The sequence below is a fragment of the Vallitalea sediminicola genome, assembly GCF_054408565.1.
Window position 1 is genome coordinate 128,428 of sequence record NZ_BTPT01000004.1, and the last position, 18,314, is coordinate 146,741.

The window sequence follows — 18,314 nt, forward strand, 5'->3', positions numbered from 1 at the left end:
AGAATACAAAAAAATAATTAGGTGATGGATTAATGATAACTAAGAATCTAACTGACGACTTAAAAAAGAATAAACATTCAATATACACATTTTTGGCATCTAATTATAATTTGAGATGCAGAGATATAATATTGAAGGGTAATATCAATTGTTTAATAATATATATCGATGGAATAACTGATAAAGATTGTATTGAGAAACATATTATTTCACCGCTCTTATTTAGAATTGATACTAAACTTGGGGATATATCGTCTCTTGCTTATTATATTTCAAAAAGGTATATTTCAATAAATTCGACAGAAGTTTCAAAAGACCTAAAGTTTATATGTGAAAGCTTAAAAAAAGGGCAAACGATTGTATTATTTGATAATGAAGATAATGCTATTATTTGTGATACCTTCAAAGATAGTTTCAGAAAAGTATCTGATGCTAAGATTGAAGAAAATATCAGAGGTGCAAAAAGTGCTTTTGTTGAAAATATAAAGATAAATATTTCAATGATTCAAGAAAAACTGATAAATAATAATCTTAGAATAGAAAAATATGTATTTGGGAAAGAAAACAATAGTGAAGGTGCTTTAATATACTTAGAAGGAGTTATTGACAATGAAATAATTAACAAATTAAAAGATAAACTAAAATCAGTAAAAGCTGATTATATTCCTGACACAGGAATGTTGATGCAATATATAGAAAAGCGCCCTTTCAGCGTTTTTCCACAGTACAAGACTGTTGAAAAACCAGATAAAGCTGTTTCTGATATAATCCAAGGTAAAGCAATAATTATTATTGACGGATGCTCTTATGCAGTTACTTTACCTGTAGTTTTCATAGAATTTTTTCAAGCTTTTGAAGACTATTCTAATAAAATAATATTAGCCAATTTTGATCGTTTCATCAGACTTTTAGCATTAATCATAATTTTATTGGCTTCACCATTATATCTTGTACTTATAAGTTATAATATTGATCTTATACCTCAGGATTTAATCTATATCATCTCTGAATCTAGAAAAGATATCCCTTTACCTCCTTTTATTGAAATACTTCTTATGGAAATAGTCATTGAGTTTCTTAGGGAAGGTGGTCTTAGATTACCATCAATGGTAGGACAAACATTAAGTATAGTAGGTGGTATTATCTTAGGACAAGCAGCAATCAATTCAGGTTTTGTAAGTCCTACAACTCTTGTAGTGATATCTGTTACGGTAATTTGCACTTTCCTAATACCAAATTACGAAATGAGTCTAACCATAAGATTATGTAGATTTTTTATGCTGATACTTGCTCAGATATTAGGATTATTTGGGATAATGATAGGATTATTCGCTTTGATTGCTCACCTGATTTGTATTGAAAGTCTAGGAGTACCTTATCTTTCGCCTTTGGCTCCTGTTAGGTATAAAGATCTACAAGATACTCTAATAAGAGGTAAGCTGAAAAATATAGATAGAGTCCCTAGAAGTTTTAGAAGGAGGAAAAATAACAATTGAATAAAAATACAATAACCAGATATCAATATATATTTATGATTATTGGTACTATGATAGGAATAGGGATTGGGTTTTTAGGATCATCTGGAGCAGCTGTAACTCATCAAGATTCATGGATTTCCACTTTGGTTTCAGGGATTTATCCGATAATAATTGTAATAACAGCATATATCATTGATAAAAAATCTAATCATGACGATTTCTGGATAATGCTGAAAAAGGTTTATGGAACGCTAATTGCATTTATAATTCTGTTGGTATTTCTTGTGTATTTTCTAACCATTATGACAAGTATAGTAGCTGGATTTGCCAATAATTTAAATCAAACAATAAGTTCTTTTCTATCTCCTTACAGAATAATAATACCTTGTTTATTAGTATCAACTGTAATAACAATGTCAGGATTAAATATAGTAGGTAGAATATCGGAATTCTATTTTTATTTAACTGTAGTTTTTATTTTATCATTAGTATTTATAATTCCTGAAGGATCAGTGCTTAATATCCAGCCTATTCTTCATTCACCTAGAGAAATCCCAAAAGGTATGCTTGAGAACCTTACACAGTATTCGTTAGTAGAAATCAGTTTTATAATAATCAGTAAAATATCTAATAGAAAACATGTATTAAGAGCTGGAATAATTGCTTGTCTCATAACTACAGCCATATATACTTTTGTTAGTTTCGTAGTGATTTATTATTTAGGTTGGGAACTTGCTTCTCGAATTGATTTTCCGCTATTCTATATAATAGGGACAATATCATTTCCTATATTCTCTAATTTAACTTCTGTCTTTACTTTCTTTTGGGGATTGATAGTATTGAAAACTATAGTATGCAGTAATTATCTAGTATCTTATTGCATAGCAAGCTTTTCTGGATTGAGTAATAAAATATCTGTAATCATATCAAGTTGCCTTATTTTAATCTATTCTTATTTCATGATATCGGAGCATAATAGATTAGATATAGTAGGTACTTATTTAAAATATTTTATCCTCTTTTCTCTTGTTTTTGGAATACTAACTGCAATATTGGTTCAAGTGAGATATAGGAGTAAAAAAAATGAAAAATTATAAAAAAGTTATTATATTATGTGAATTAATAATTACATCTTTTATGTTAAGTGGTTGCTATGATGAATATCCCATAGAAGACTTAGGTATTTTATTAGGGGTAGGCTATGATATTGATATTGATGATAATGTTACGTTTGTTGATCCTGCTGAAATACCAATAATTGGTGAAAAAAAAGTATCTTCAACTGTTTATATCGGTAGAGGGCATACAATTATGGATTTAGTAGAAAACCGTATGACTAAAATGCCTTCAAGGTTTTCTTTGGGTACAGAATTAGTTGCAATCATTAGTGAAGAAAGAGCAAAATTTGGTATAGAAGATATACTAGATGGTATTTTAAGAGATCCAAATGCAGGGTTAAAAGCTCTTCTTGCTGTTAATGAAGGGGAGTGTGTTAAATATTTTAGTGGAGATAGCGTGAGTGACGAAACTAATTCAGATGTATTATATAATGAAATTAAATTATCACACCTTTCTAATTTCTTTACTAAAAAAATTACTGTTGATCATATTATACGTATGTATTTTCAAGAAGGAAGAAAGGTATGTCTTCCTTATATAGAACTAAATGATAATAAACCTCAAATAACAGGATTGGCATTATTCAGCGATGATAAAATGATGTATAAATTAGATATGAGAGAAACTAAACTACTTAATCTCTTAAGAAATGATGATGGTCATGGGTATTTGCATTTGTCAGCAAATGAAGACATTAATTTTTTCGATATTGAAAAATTTGATCAGTATTCAGATATATTATCGGGTGATCCTATAAAATATTTGGACTTCAATGGGGAAAGTAAGCGTAAAGTAAAAGTATCAAAAATTGGAGAACGATTAAAATATGATATTACAATCGACATTTCTGGTTATATATTACTTAATACTCTCATAGAACAAAATCTTGATAAGAAAACAATACATTTGGTTGAGGAAACTTTTGTTAAGAAATTAGAAGAAATGCTTAATGAGGAAATAATAAAAATTCAAAAAGAATATAGAGAAGATTTTCTTGATATTACTCAATATGCAGTAGCAAAATATGGGAGACATAATAAATGTAGTAGCAATGAATATTTTGAAAATGCCATAATAAATGTAAAAGTCAACTTTACTATTAATTCTGTAGGTAGAAACAGTAAAAATTAGATAATTTTTTATAATATACAAAACAGACAAAATATAATTCTTATCATTAGATTTATTAACATAAAATATAAATGTAGTAGTATGTATATTGTGTGTCATGTAAGATGTTCATGATTTTAAACAAAAGTTCATAATAATGGATTGCAGAAATTGTAGAAAATTTATATTATATATATAAACTTATATATGAGTATATTATCTAATTAAATGGAGGAGGACATATTATTATGAAAAAAATCATTGCATTAATATTGGTTCTAGCATTAGGAGTTACTACTTTAGTAGCTTGTGGAGGTAAGGAGAAAGATGACATTAAGGATACTACTAATGCAAAGCAGTCAAATGAGGATGATAAAAAAAACGCTGAGAATCCTAAGCAAGAAAATGAAACTGATAGTTTAGTAGTATATAGCCCTCATAAAGCAGATATGATTAATCCTATTGTGAAGGAATTTCAAGAAACATCAGGAATTAAAGTAGAAGTTGTTGCAGCAGGTACTGGTGAACTATTAAAAAGAGTTGAATCAGAAAAAGAAAATGCTCTTGGTGATGTTATGTGGGGTGGTGGAGCAGAATCATTGAATGCTTTCAAACAATATTTTGCAGAATACGAAAGCACAGAAGCCAAAATGGTAGATGCCGCTTTTATTGATAGAAATAATGCTTGGACTGGTACAAGTCCACTTCCTATGGTTATTATGTATAATAAAAAGTTAGTCAAACCTGAAGATGTACCTGCTTCATGGGGTGATTTACTAGATCCAAAGTGGAATGGTAAGATTGCCTATGCTGACCCAACAAGATCTGGTTCATCTTTTACGATTCTAGCAACAATGTTAACTGCTTATAAAAATGAAGAAGATGAAGGATGGAAATTCATCAAGGACTTTTATACTAATCTAGATGGAAAATTGACATCTGGTTCATCAGGAGTATACAAAGGTGTTGCTGATGGAGAATATGCGGTTGGATTAACACTAGAAAAGACAGCTATGGAATATGTTAATGCAGGAGCAGAAGTAGGAATTGTATATCCAAGTGAAGGTACATCCTCAGTACCAGATGGAATCGCGATTATTAAAGGAGCAAAAAATGAATCTAATGCAAAAAAATTCATGGATTTTGTTCTTACTGCAAAAACACAACAATTCATACTAGATAATTTCGCATCACGTCCAGTTCGTGATGATGTGAAAATCGCAGATAATTTAATAAAAATGGCAGATATCAAACTAGTTGATTATGATCTGCAATGGGTATCAGATAACAAAGAAAACATTATAAAGAAATGGAAAGATATTGTAATTGGAAAATATTAATTGAGAGAATAATCCTCAATCCAAAATCAAAATAATAATATTATAATTAGATTAAGATTGATCCACAATAAGTTAGAAATGATTAAAATTCCATATTCTTTTTTGTGGATTAATCATAATTAACAAAAATACTTAAAATAGAATATTGGGAGGATACAGATATGAGTCATCAAGTTGTCATAAAAAATGCCGTAAAAATATATGGTGACTACAAAGCAGTTAACAACGCAAGCGTAACAATTAGAGAAGGCGAATTATTTACATTGCTTGGTCCATCAGGTTGTGGAAAAACAACATTACTTAGAATGATTGCAGGATTCAATAAAATAGATGGGGGACATATTTCATTTGGAGACAAGATAATAAATGATACCAGCACATAAAAGAAATATAGGAATGGTTTTTCAAAACTATGCGATATTCCCTCACATGTCCGTCTTCAATAATGTTGCATATGGTTTGAAGGCTAGGAAAATACATAAAAATGAAATTAATGATAGAGTTACAGAAGCCTTGGAAATGGTTCAGATGTTACAATTCAAAGATAGACAACCGTCACAGTTAAGTGGTGGTCAGCAACAGAGAATTGCACTTGCAAGAGCAATAGTTATCCATCCAGATGTACTATTGATGGATGAACCCCTTAGTAATCTAGATGCCAAATTACGTGTTCAGATGAGAACTATAATTAGAAAACTTCAAAAAGACCTTAAAATAACAACTATCTACGTTACTCATGATCAAGAAGAAGCTTTAGCTATATCTGATAGAATAGCTGTCATGAAATTAGGCGTTATTCAACAAGTAGGAACGCCTGTGGAGATATATAAAGATCCTCAAAATACTTTTATAGGTGATTTTATAGGTACATCTAATTACTTGAAAGGTAAAGTGATAAAGAAAGATTCCAATGGTACCAAAATCAATATCAACGGTAAAATCATCAATATAAAATTAAAGAAAGATTATACAGGTGAAACAATTGTAGGTGCTAGACCAGAAGAAATAATGATTACAGATGAAAAAAATGATAACTTACAAGGAGAAATTGTCATAGGTACTTTTCTAGGTGATTTCATTAATTATGAAATTAAACTTACTAATGGTCAGATAGTTGAGGTTAATGAATATACAAAAGACATATCTCGTATAAGGAAACAAGGTGATAAAGTAAGTTTGATATTATCCACTGATAGAATACATATTTATGATAGCACTGGCGAGGAGGTACTTCTATAATGAAACGACTAAGGAAATTCTTTAATTTCTGGAACGTAATTAGAATTATAGCATTTGCCACTTTGGCTGTAGTATTAATATATCCTTTCTTCTCAATGATAAAAGAAAGCTTTATTTCACAAGATACAGGTAGATTTACTCTTGCTAATTATTTAGAGTTTTTTAAATACCCTTATTATTATAAAACACTTTTCAATAGTCTATCTGTTGTAATTACAGCTACGATATTATCAACAGTAATAGGTCTGCCAATGGCATATATAACAACACGTTATAATATATGGGGGAAACCATTAATTAATATAATGATTATACTATCACTATTATCACCACCATTCATTGGGGCATATTCATGGATATTATTACTTGGAAGAAATGGATTCTTGACTAACTTATTTAGAAGTATCGGAATAGAATTACCGACTATCTATGGATGGACAGGTATAGTATTAGTATTTACATTGAAGTTTTTCCCATATGTTTATCTTTTTGTTTCTGGTGCACTCAAGACTATGGATTCATCAATCGAAGAGGCTGCTGAAAACTTAGGAGTATCTGGAATGAAGAAATTATTTACTATCACTTTTCCACTAATACTTCCTACTATAACAGCAGGTGCATTAATGGTCTTCATGACATCTCTAGCGGATTTTGGGACACCTATGTTAATAGGAGAAGGATACAAAGTATTACCAGTTCTTATATATGAAGAATATATGAGTGAAATCGGTGGTAATGCAACTATAGCAAGTATGTTAAGCGTAATAATAATAATTTGTGCTGTAGCCATTTTGTTAGTCCAGAAAATGGTAATTGCAAAGAAGAGCTATATGATGAGTTCTCTTAGACCACCAAAAGTTGTTAAGTTATCAAAAGGTAAGAGGATAGGATTAACAACTTTTTGTATGATTGTCGCAGGTTTTGCCATGGTTCAACAAGTTGTTGTAGTTATAACTTCATTTATTAAAACCAAGGGACCTATCTTTGTAAAAGGCTTCAGTCTTGATAGTTATAAAATGATTATTAGTAAATTATCTACGAATATATCTAATACATTTTTATATTCTACAATAGCTATTATAATAATGGTTATCGCAGGTTTATTATTATCGTATTTGATTGTAAGGAAGAAATCAAAAGTCAATGGCTTGTTAGATATATTAATCATGTTTCCTTATGTTATTCCAGGAGCGGTACTTGGTATTAGTCTTCTTGTAGCTTTCAATAAAGGACCAGTTGTATTAGCTGGTACAGCATGGATATTGATTATTGCGTATGTTATTAGAAAGTTACCTTATACAATTAGGTCAAGTACAGCTATTTTATATCAGATAGATCCTAGTATTGAAGAAGCTTCAATTAATCTAGGGGTTTCACCTATGAAGACTTTCTTCAAGACCACTGCAAGGTTGATGGCACCAGGAGTTCTATCTGGAGCAATACTCAGCTGGATTACCACTATAAATGAATTGAGTTCAAGTGTTATTTTGTATACTGGTAAGACGGCTACTATTTCAGTTGCTATTTATACAGAAGTTGTTAGGGCAAGTTTTGGTACTGCGGCAGCTTTAGCATCTATATTGACTGTTACTACGATTATTTCTATTTTGATATTTAATAAGATTTCTGGTGGTAAAGGAATAACTATGTAGAATAATACTATATTGGGGTGGGGCGTGTAAATAATCCTTCATTTTACTTGCCTTACCCTGAGAAGCGGTCGGTCTGCGTAAAACGAAGGATTATTTACACTTGGCTTGAGCAATACATATGTTGTTATGTTGATGGTATAATATAACAAGAATTAATTTATTAAAGTGATAACTCGGAAATGATATATATTTGAAAGGAATTAGTGATTATGGACGTAATGGATTTACATACACATACTCTTTTTTCGGATGGAGATGCCACTGTTGAAGAAATATTACAAGTTGCAGATGAATCAGGATATAAGATAGGCATCTCTGACCACGTTTTCTGTTCTAAAATGACTACTGAGAAGGCGATAGAAGAATATCTTGATGAATTAGAAAAATACAATGTCTACAAAGGCGTAGAAGCAAATATAGGAGATTACACTGAGTGGTCCGATAAAATATTAGGCAAACTAGATTATGTGATCTCAAGTGTACATACTTATAACGATACCATAAACCAACGAACTTGGTTATCTGAATATTTCGGGTACAGAGCAGGACACAGAGACAACTACAAACAAGAATACAAAATCTCTGATTGTAGATACATACTAGAAGGTATACTTGAAACTATAACAAAAACCTTCCAACGAACTAAAGTTGATATTCTAGGACATTGTACAGTACTACCATTCTACGAACAACTAATAGATACCGACTACATCACCACATGGGAAGAAGAACTACTGACTCTATGCGAAAAACACCAAGTAGCTATAGAAATAAGCGGCCTATGGAAAGAACCAAACACCAATTTCCTGAAAAAAGCCCTACAAAAAAACATCCTCTTTTCCCTAGGCAGCGACTGCCACAGAAAAAATGAAATATGCAACCTAAAATACCCCCTATCAATAATAAACAAACTCAATATCCCAGAAACAAAAATGTATACTATCAAATAAAATTATAAGAAATAATATAACCACAATTATAACAAAACAAACTTTAATTACATTAAACTAAATAAAACACCTACCTTATTAAGATTAAGGTAATAAAAATATAAATGTATCCAATAAAAAAATCAACACAATTATAACTCACATAATTAACGTAAGGTACGGCAAAAAAACCGTGTATAATAATTGCATTTTACGCAGACCGACCGCTTCTCAGGGTAAGGCAAGTAAAATGCAATTATTATACACCCTCTAGCCATAAATACACTAAAATAAAACTAATTTTATTAATAACCCAAAGCTATTCATTATAACTTACTAGTTCAAATAGAAAGAGGGTTTATCAATGAAACCTAAAAGAACTTTATTCCGTAAACTTTTAATCATCTTCATTCTAATCGGTATCATACCACCCCTAGTTCTAACCCTTCTAGGATTCACTTTCTCGTCAAAAATTTTACAAGATGCAATATATGATGAAGCCTATGACAGCTTAATCAACATTAACAAAAATATAGACACATTCTTAAATGAATATAAGACCATCGTTAATATGATAAGTAAAGATTCTAAACTTCATAAAACTTTGTCAGGCAATGAAATATCAGATGACTACTACTACGAAATCAATCAAAAAATATACTTATTGTTAGCAAGTAAAAAATATAAATTTCCAATATATATATTAGATACAAAAGGTAACCCAGTATTTGAAACATCTCCATTACCTCAGATGTATAAAAACAATCTGCAAAATGGTTGGGGTGTCTTCAGAAAGATGAATGAACAAAATGAAATAGTTTTATATCCAGAAAAATTTATCAATAATATGGGTGAGACTATTGTTTTTTCTATGGGTAAAAAAATATACGACAACAATAATAACCCTGTGGGTTATGTAATCATAGATATTAAAAGAAATGCTATAGTAGATATTATTAATACTATAGGAAACAGTAAACTACTAGATGTCATGTTATTAGACGAATTCTATTATATAATAACTGATGCTAATCATCCTGAAAAAGAAGGGTTTTTTTTGGATTTGCCATATAGAGATACAGTTGCAACAGTTCCACTGAATATCATACAAGAGAATAATAGCAATATAAGGAAAACGATTATCCAGAGTTTTATAATCAGTATATCCCTTGCTGTTTTTATTTCACTTATAGTAGCCAACTATATGATTAGACCTATAAAAAAACTTGTTAAAAGTATGAAAAAAGTAGAAGAAGGAGATTTGACAGTCCAAATTAATCTTCATCGAAATGATGAACTGGGAATGCTTGAAAATAGTTTTAATCAGATGGTACTCAGATTAAAAGAATCCATAGACAGTGCTATAGATAAACAACGTAGATTACGAATTGCAGAAATAAACATTCTTCAAGCTCAGATTAAACCACATTTTTTATATAACACACTTGATGCAATAAAATGGATTGCAAAACTCAATAATGTAAAAGAAATAAGTGTTATAGCAACCCAATTAGGAAGCCTGCTAAGAAATAGCATTAATTGTGAGCAAGAATTTTTGACAGTAAAGGATAACTTGGATTTGATAAATAATTACCTAGAAATCCAGAAGATAAGATATAACGATGGTTTTGATGTTAATATATATACAGATAATGAAATTCTAGGTTACTATATACCTAAGCTGATTTTACAACCCATCGTAGAAAATGCCATAGTTCATGGATTTGAGAATATTGATGAAAAAGGTACCCTCATAATAAGATGCTATAAAAAAGATTATCAATTGTATTTTGAGGTATTGGATAATGGGATAGGCATGAATAAGAAACAGCTAGAAAAAGCTCTATGCAAGAAAAGTGATGATCATATCGGTCTATACAATGTTGACCAAAGGGTAAAATTATATTATGGAGATTTGAGTGGTATCACTATCAAGAGTAATTCTGATACTGGAACAAAGGTAATTATAAAAATACCAATTAAAGCATATTACAAAGAAAAGTACTAAATTTATTAGTATTTGAAAGGTTGGGTTTTATGGTAAAAGTCGTAGTCGTTGAAGATGAAATGTTAACAAGGAAAGGACTAGTGGTCACTACACCTTGGGAAGAATTTGGATGTAAGGTTGTAGGGGAGGCCTCTAATGGACAAGAAGGCATAGAAGTTATTTCAAGGGTAAAACCACACATTATTATTACAGATGTCAGAATGCCGAAGATGGATGGAATAAAAATGATTAAAAACCTACAGAATAAAACTAAAGCAGAATACATAATCATATCGGGATATGATGAATTCAAATATGCGCAGCAAGCTATTTCATTAGGTGTAAAAGAATATCTTCTCAAACCAGTTGAGGATAGTGAACTATTTAGTGCACTAATTAAAACAGTTGATTCCATAGAAGCTAAAAAAGAGGTTTATGAGCAGGATGTAAAAGAAGTGGATACAACACTAAATTTTCATGAGTATGATAATAATGGTAGAGTTGAAGGCAAGATAAAATATGTAGTAAAAGCTATAAAATGCATAAAAGATGATTATTACAATGATGTTAATATAAAAAATGTTGCAGAAAAATTATATATAACAGAGAGTTACCTAAGCAGATTATTCAAAAAAGAGACAAGCTATACATTTGTGGATTATCTAAACAGATATAGATGCAAGAAAGCTATTCAATTATTACAAGATGAAAATATCAAGATATATCAAGTAGCAGAGTTAGTAGGATTTAATGATTCAAGATATTTTAGCTCTATATTCAAGAAATATGTAGGGATAACACCTACTCAGTTAAAAGAGAAAGTATAAAAAAGTTTAAAAACCCTTGTTAAATACCCTAATAAACTATAAAATATAAACGAAAAGATAATATGAATGTCAATACTCAAGTTAAGGAAAGAAAAATATGTGTAAGAAGAAAATTAACATAATAATGATAGGCTTTATAATGATATGTCCTTTTCTGCAAGGAGCATATTTTTATCATGTAGCATATCTAGCTGGAGCCATTCTATTAGGAATTCTAATGTATTACATTAGAACTAATAGAACTTTGCGTTTTGAACAAAGTTTAAACCATTATTGTATATTAATAGGTATATCATTATATTTCATTTCTATTTTTTATGCTGTTGATAAAGGTATGGCATATATGGGTTTTTTGAAAGTATTGGTAATATATTTGTTCTATTTAGTTATTATGCAAACCAATATGAACAAGAAGATTTTTACGGATGCCATTTCTGGTTGCGGAATTATGATGTCTGCTATTAGTCTATCAGCTTTTTTTATACCTTATTTAAAAGAGGGATTGATACAGAAGGGAAGGTTAGGTTCTTTTTTTCAATATCCAAATACTTTTGCTCTTTTTATTTTGGTATGCATAATTCTAGTAATCAACAGGGAAAAATTAGATATTTACCATCTAATAAGTATAGTAATTATGTGGGCTGCGCTTCTATTATCCTTTAGTAGAAGTATGTATATAATAGCTCTAGGTGCAGTAGTGATTATTATTGTTTATGATAGGAAAAAGATAAAATACTTAATACCTGCTGTGTTATTAGGAGCAGGACTATGGTATATAATTATGACATTTGGTGATTTCTCCCATATGTTTGATAGAATTGAAGAAACATCTACAAAAACCAGTGAATGGCTCACAAGGTTATTATATTATAAAGACAGTCTAGAAATAATGAAGGATCATCCCTTTGGAACTGGGCATCTAGGGTATTATTATATACAGCGATTATATCAGACAGGAGCTACTTATTATGTAAAATATATACATAGCAATGTATTACAGATTGTTATGGATATAGGAATAGGTGGTTTTGTACTTGTAGGTATATATTTTGTATCAAATACATTAAGTAAAAGATTATCAATCTATGATAAGCTAATATTGCTAATCATATTTGGACATGGTGCCATTGATTTTGATTGGCAGTTCTTGGTTATCATATTCTTAATCCTAACAATTGTATTTGTAGACGAAACAAAAATAAAAGAACTAAATATTAAAAGGGTAGGTATATTAATAATTACTGCCTTTTGTCTAATCATATATATCTATATGGCGCTAAGCTCTTATCTAGCTTATATTGGAGAATATGAAGAATCTTTACGTCTGTATCCTTATGATACAGAAGCTAAAATCAATCTAGCTAATGAATATAAAGATGTAAAACAAAAAGAAGCGTATGAATTAGCTGAGGAAATCATAAGTCAGAATTCATTTGCTATAGATGGCTACATTATTAAAAGAGATATTGATTATAGAAATAGAAACTTAGAAGAAGCCTATATATCTGCTGAAAAAATAGTTGATCTTAACCCTCTGAGTATTAATCATCTAGAAAAATATAGTAATATATTATTAGACATGGTAAAACAAAATATAAAGAATGACAAGAAAGAAGAGGCTCTAGATAGGCTTAAACGAATATTTGAAATACCGTATCATCTTAATAAACTTGCAAAAGAAAGGCTTACTGATTATAATGTAAAACATATACCTAGACTATACATGTCAAAAAAGCTAACACAGAATAATGAAGAAGCAGAAAAACTTTATGACAAGATTATACATTAGATTAATTCAACTTAGATATTTGGGAATTAATCTCTATTAACATTTTCTTAACTATTGATTAAAGAGATAGGTTCATGTTAATAATATAATTTGAATACGAGGTGGAATTATGAATAATAATAAGAAGAAAAAGAAAATGGATATTATTAGTAAAATGATTATTGTTGGCGTTTTAGGACTAGCAGTTATACTTATAGTTGTACTTTCTATGGTCCTTGGTGGTGGTAAGAAGAAAAGTACCAACAATAATAAAGTGGACCAAGATACAGAAATACCTGTAGACAATAATGATGTCAATAGAGATATAGAATATGAAAAAGCATTAGGGGTTGTACAAAAAGTTGATTCAGTAAATGATACATTAACGATATTTAATATTGATAGTAACGAATCTGCTATATTGAATATGGATAGTGCTGTTGATATCCAAGATGAATATGGATCATTAATGACACTTGTTCAATTTAATATTGGAGATATGGTAGAAACAAAATACGACAAAGGTAAAATGAGACCAGAATATGTTCATAAGACTGCAAGAACGTGGAAAATAAATAAAATAAAAGGTGCAGTTGTGGATAAAGAAAAGAATACTATTACAATAGGTAATGATAAGTATAACTATACAGATGAATTAGTAACAATTTTCAATGGAAGTCCATTTGATATTAAGGAATTAACTGAAGAAGATGTAGTTACTCTATTGGGTTATAAAGACAATGTTTGGACTATAATCATGGAGAATGGACATGGATATATTTCCTTAGAAAACCATAGCAATTTTATTGGTGGAATATTGCAAATAGGAACAAATAAAACAGTTGATATAAAAGATGTGACACTAGTAGCTGTACCTGTAGGTGTCCATGATATTGTAGTCACTAATGAGCAATTGACATATGAAACTGAAGTTATGGTCGAGAAAGACCAAAGAGTAGTCATTAACGTAAAAGATGCTACACCAAGAAAAGGTATGGTTCAATTCAGTATTGTACAAGAAGGTATATCATTCTCAATTAATGGTGAAACATATAATGATTTTTCAGAGCCAATTCCTCTAGATTATGGTAAATATACAGTTAAAGTAGTAAAAGATAATTATGTTGATTGGGAAAAAGAACTAGTTGTCAACAAATCATTTGTAACTTTTGAAATAAACCTAGAGAAAAAGCCGACTTATATACATATAGATAGTCCAGTGGGAGTAGATATATATATAGACGGTAATTATATTGGAGTTATACCGATTACTTCACCAATAAATCCAGGTGAACATACAATAACTCTTAGAAAAGATGGATATTATTCTCAAATGCATCAGCTTGTTGTTGAAGATGATGGAGAGGATTCTTTCTACACTCTACCTAAGTTAAAAGTGATTGATAAAGATCTAGTTGATGACTCTAATAATAGTGCAACAACACCTAACAATAACAATGATAATACAGATAATGACAATTCTGATAATAATGGACTAGATAATAAAGAATCTAATGCAGAAGATAAAGATACACCGTCTTCTGAGGATGTATATGATGATTAGATTCTATAATATAATAAATTTGGAGGTAGACACGTGGATTATTTAAAAGAGTACAATATGTGGCTAGATAATGAATACTTTGATGAAGAAACAAAAAAAGAGCTAAGAGAAATTAAAGATAATGATATGGAGATTCAAGAGAGATTCTACAAGGATTTAGAATTCGGTACAGGTGGACTTAGAGGTATTATAGGTGCTGGTAACAATAGAATGAATATCTATACTGTTAGAAAGGCAACTCAAGGGTTAGCTAATTACATCAAAAAAAATGGACAGGAAGCAAGCAATAAAGGAGTGGCCATTGCTTATGATTCTAGATATATGTCCCCTGAATTTGCTGATGAAGCAGCACTTGTATTGAATGCTAATGGTATAAAAGCTTATGTTTTCGAGAGCTTAAGACCAACACCAGAATTATCATTTGCAGTTAGAGAGTTAAGTGCCGTAGCAGGAATTGTTGTAACTGCTAGTCACAATCCTGCTGACTACAATGGTTATAAAGTATATTGGGAAGACGGAGCTCAGATTACTTCCCCAAAAGATGTTGAAATAATAAATGAAGTTAAGAAAGTTACAGACTACAAAGATGTAAAATCTATGAATAAAGAGACTGCTATAAAAGAAGGACTATATAATGTTATAGGAAAAGAAATTGACGATAGATATATAGAAGAACTTAAAAAACAAATTATCAATCCTGATTCAATCAAGAAGGCTTCTGACGATTTTTCTATAGTATATACACCACTTCACGGATCTGGAAATATACCTGTAAGAAGAATCTTGGACGAGATAGGTTTTAATAATGTGAATGTTGTTAAAGAACAAGAATTACCTGACAGTAATTTTTCAACAGTAAGTTATCCTAATCCAGAAGATATAAAAGCATTCAAACTTGCAATTAAACTGGGAAAAGAAAAAAATGCAGATGTTATATTAGCAACAGACCCAGATGCAGATAGATTAGGTGTATTAGTTAAAAAAGATGGCGATTATGTAGCTCTAACAGGTAATATGATAGGTGTTTTATTACTGGACTATATATTATCTCAGAAGAAAGCAAATAATGAATTACCGGACAATGGGGCTGTTATTGAAACAATCGTTTCAACTGATATGGCAAGTGTGATAGCAGATAATTATAATGTTGAATTAATTAAGGTATTGACAGGATTCAAATATATAGGTGAAAAGATAAAAGAATTCAAACAAGATGATTCCTATGAATATCTATTTGGGTTTGAAGAGAGTTACGGTTGTTTAATTGGTACTCATGCAAGAGATAAAGATGCTGTTGTTGCAACCATGATGGTATGTGAACTGGGAGCATACTATAAATTAAAAGGCTTAACTCTTTATGATGCATTAACAAAAGTATATGAAAAATATGGTTATTACAAAGAAACACTTGAATCGGTTACTTTAAAAGGTATTGAAGGCGTTAACAAAATAAAACATATACTAAGTATATTAAGAAATGAGTCACCAAAAGATATTAATGGTGTCAAAGTAATAGATGCGGTAGATTACTTAGAGGATACAGATCTACCTAAATCAAATGTGCTTTACTATACGCTAGAAGATGGGTCATGGTTCTGCGTAAGACCATCAGGAACAGAGCCAAAGATTAAATTCTATTTTGGTATAAAAGACGCTAGTAATGATGAAGCAGATAAACACTTAAAAGAATTTTCAGAAGGAGTTATGAAAATCATTAATAATATTATTCAAAATTAGGGTATAATTTGAACACAAAAACAATAAAATAATATAAATAGAAATTTTATGGTGAAAGCATGAAAAAAATTATTTTTGTTTTGTGTTTACTTATAGTGTGTATATTTACATCATGTGGTAATAAGGCAGAGGAACAAGATGAAGATAAGATAAGAGATCTGGAATTTACTGTAGTAGAAGAAAAAGATGTACCAGATGTTATAAAACAAAAGATCGAAGAGTCCAAGGCGGAACCATTTAAATTTAGTTTCAGTGATGGGCAATATTTATACATAGTTGTTGGATATGGAGAACAGCCAACAGGTGGATATAGTATACAAGTGAAAGAAGTGTATGAATCCAAAGATTATGTTGTGATTACAACAGAGCTGTTAGGTCCGTCAAAAGATGATACAGTTACCATGAGTCTATCATATCCATATGTAGTTGTAAAAACAGAAGATTTATCATTACCGGTATACTATAAGTAGAAATCAAGGGGAAAAGATTACTTTTCCCCTAAAATATTGTAAAGATAACAAAATCTAGCAATAATGACTTTCGTTTTCAGTATGAATTTCTAAAATACCAAAGAAATGTTAGAGGTGATTAGTGGTAAAAAGTTAATAATAATGTATAAAAATTCTAGGGGTCGTATAAAAATGAAGAAATTGGATAAACTAATATTTAGAGACTGGGTTATAGCATTTATATATTCAATAGTAATTGTGGGTGTTATTTCTTTAATAATTTGGCCTATGAAAGTAAAAGGCAGATCTATGGAGAATACTATATATGATAACGACTACATATTAGTATCAAAGGCTATTACACTGATAACAAAACACAAACAGGGTGATATTATTATACTTTGCTATGAAGAAAATGGAAAAGTTAGTAGAATAGTTAAGAGAATTATTGGTCTTGAAGGAGATCATATTCAGATAATAGATAATAAAGTTATAAGAAATGGCCAGGTTTTAGAAGAAAATTATGCAAAAGGAACCACCATAGGAAATATTGACCTATATGTACCCAAAGAAAATGTTTTTTTTCTAGGCGATAATAGAAGTTTAAGCAAGGATAGTCGTATTCTAGGATGTTTCAATAAAAGTAAAATTAGGGGAAAAGTGATAACAAAGTTATAGCTTCCCAAATAAAAAAACCATAAAATAGTAAAAAAGTCTCTTAATTCTATTGACATTTATGGTGTTATTTGATATAATTTAAAAATTTATTGACCTGCTTATAGTATTATGATATACTAGTAGTAGTTGTTAAAGATGAGGTGGTTAAAAATGATTGCAAAAGAAGATATTACCGAGGTAAGAAAACGGGTAGACGGGTACGTCGGTAGTAAAGTTTTAGTTAAAGCTAATAAGGGACGAAAAAGAATTGTCATTAAACAGGGTGTACTACAGAGCACATATCCAAGCATTTTTGTAGTCAAAGTACAAAATGAACTACAGAATACTTATAGAACTGTTTCATATAGTTATACTGATATATTAACCAATAACGTTGAATTATCATTATGTCAGGAATAAATTTCGCAATTATCTTTAAGTATTATATCTAACAATTA

General features: G+C 29.9%; 14 protein-coding genes and 1 pseudogene. All 15 read left to right on the forward strand.

Going from position 1 to position 18,314, the window contains the following annotated elements:
* The first annotated feature begins 32 nt into the window (after window positions 1-32).
* Window positions 33-1,496 (forward strand): spore germination protein, encoded by a 1,464-nt coding sequence (locus ACX6CF_RS01980; protein ID WP_458783618.1) that lies wholly within the window; start codon window positions 33-35, stop codon window positions 1,494-1,496.
* Window positions 1,493-2,575, forward strand: a complete 1,083-nt coding sequence (locus tag ACX6CF_RS01985) for an endospore germination permease (protein WP_458783619.1) — start codon at window positions 1,493-1,495, stop codon at window positions 2,573-2,575. Before ACX6CF_RS01980 ends, ACX6CF_RS01985 begins: the two co-directional genes overlap by 4 nt.
* A complete protein-coding gene (locus ACX6CF_RS01990) occupies window positions 2,562-3,728 on the forward strand; it encodes a Ger(x)C family spore germination protein (protein WP_458783620.1) in 1,167 nt (388 codons plus the stop codon). The genes ACX6CF_RS01985 and ACX6CF_RS01990 overlap by 14 nt, the downstream gene beginning before the upstream one ends.
* 227 nt (window positions 3,729-3,955) lie before the next feature.
* A complete protein-coding gene (locus ACX6CF_RS01995) occupies window positions 3,956-5,047 on the forward strand; it encodes an ABC transporter substrate-binding protein (RefSeq protein ID WP_458783621.1) in 1,092 nt (363 codons plus the stop codon).
* 161 nt (window positions 5,048-5,208) lie between these two features.
* Window positions 5,209-6,286: pseudogene (locus ACX6CF_RS02000) on the forward strand (ABC transporter ATP-binding protein).
* On the forward strand, window positions 6,286-7,938 hold the full coding sequence (locus ACX6CF_RS02005) for an ABC transporter permease (protein ID WP_458783622.1): 1,653 nt from the start codon (window positions 6,286-6,288) through the stop codon (window positions 7,936-7,938). Before ACX6CF_RS02000 ends, ACX6CF_RS02005 begins: the two are co-directional and overlap by 1 nt.
* A gap of 209 nt (window positions 7,939-8,147) precedes the next feature.
* Entirely contained in the window at window positions 8,148-8,888 is a 741-nt protein-coding gene (locus tag ACX6CF_RS02010; protein WP_458783671.1) for a PHP domain-containing protein, read from the forward strand.
* A gap of 343 nt (window positions 8,889-9,231) precedes the next feature.
* Window positions 9,232-10,875: a sensor histidine kinase gene (locus ACX6CF_RS02015; protein WP_458783623.1), complete on the forward strand. Its 1,644-nt coding sequence runs from the start codon at window positions 9,232-9,234 to the stop codon at window positions 10,873-10,875.
* Window positions 10,876-10,904: 29 nt separating this feature from the next.
* The gene (locus ACX6CF_RS02020; protein WP_458783624.1) at window positions 10,905-11,681 is read left to right on the forward strand and encodes a response regulator transcription factor; all 777 of its coding nucleotides are present in this window, start codon (window positions 10,905-10,907) and stop codon (window positions 11,679-11,681) included.
* A 97-nt stretch (window positions 11,682-11,778) separates the two neighbouring features.
* The gene (locus ACX6CF_RS02025) at window positions 11,779-13,470 is read left to right on the forward strand and encodes an O-antigen ligase family protein (RefSeq protein ID WP_458783625.1); all 1,692 of its coding nucleotides are present in this window, start codon (window positions 11,779-11,781) and stop codon (window positions 13,468-13,470) included.
* 109 nt (window positions 13,471-13,579) lie between these two features.
* Entirely contained in the window at window positions 13,580-15,013 is a 1,434-nt protein-coding gene (locus tag ACX6CF_RS02030; protein ID WP_458783626.1) for a PEGA domain-containing protein, read from the forward strand.
* Window positions 15,014-15,046: 33 nt separating this feature from the next.
* Window positions 15,047-16,750 carry a phospho-sugar mutase gene (locus ACX6CF_RS02035; protein WP_458783627.1) on the forward strand — a complete coding sequence of 568 codons (1,704 nt, stop codon included), beginning with the start codon at window positions 15,047-15,049 and terminating at the stop codon, window positions 16,748-16,750.
* Window positions 16,751-16,809: 59 nt separating this feature from the next.
* A complete protein-coding gene (locus tag ACX6CF_RS02040; RefSeq protein ID WP_458783628.1) occupies window positions 16,810-17,220 on the forward strand; it encodes a protease complex subunit PrcB family protein in 411 nt (136 codons plus the stop codon).
* Between the two features lie 171 nt (window positions 17,221-17,391).
* Window positions 17,392-17,877 (forward strand): signal peptidase I, encoded by a 486-nt coding sequence (gene lepB, locus ACX6CF_RS02045; protein ID WP_458783629.1) that lies wholly within the window; start codon window positions 17,392-17,394, stop codon window positions 17,875-17,877.
* 150 nt (window positions 17,878-18,027) lie between these two features.
* A complete protein-coding gene (locus tag ACX6CF_RS02050; RefSeq protein ID WP_113672647.1) occupies window positions 18,028-18,276 on the forward strand; it encodes a Veg family protein in 249 nt (82 codons plus the stop codon).
* The last annotated feature ends 38 nt before the right edge of the window (window positions 18,277-18,314 follow it).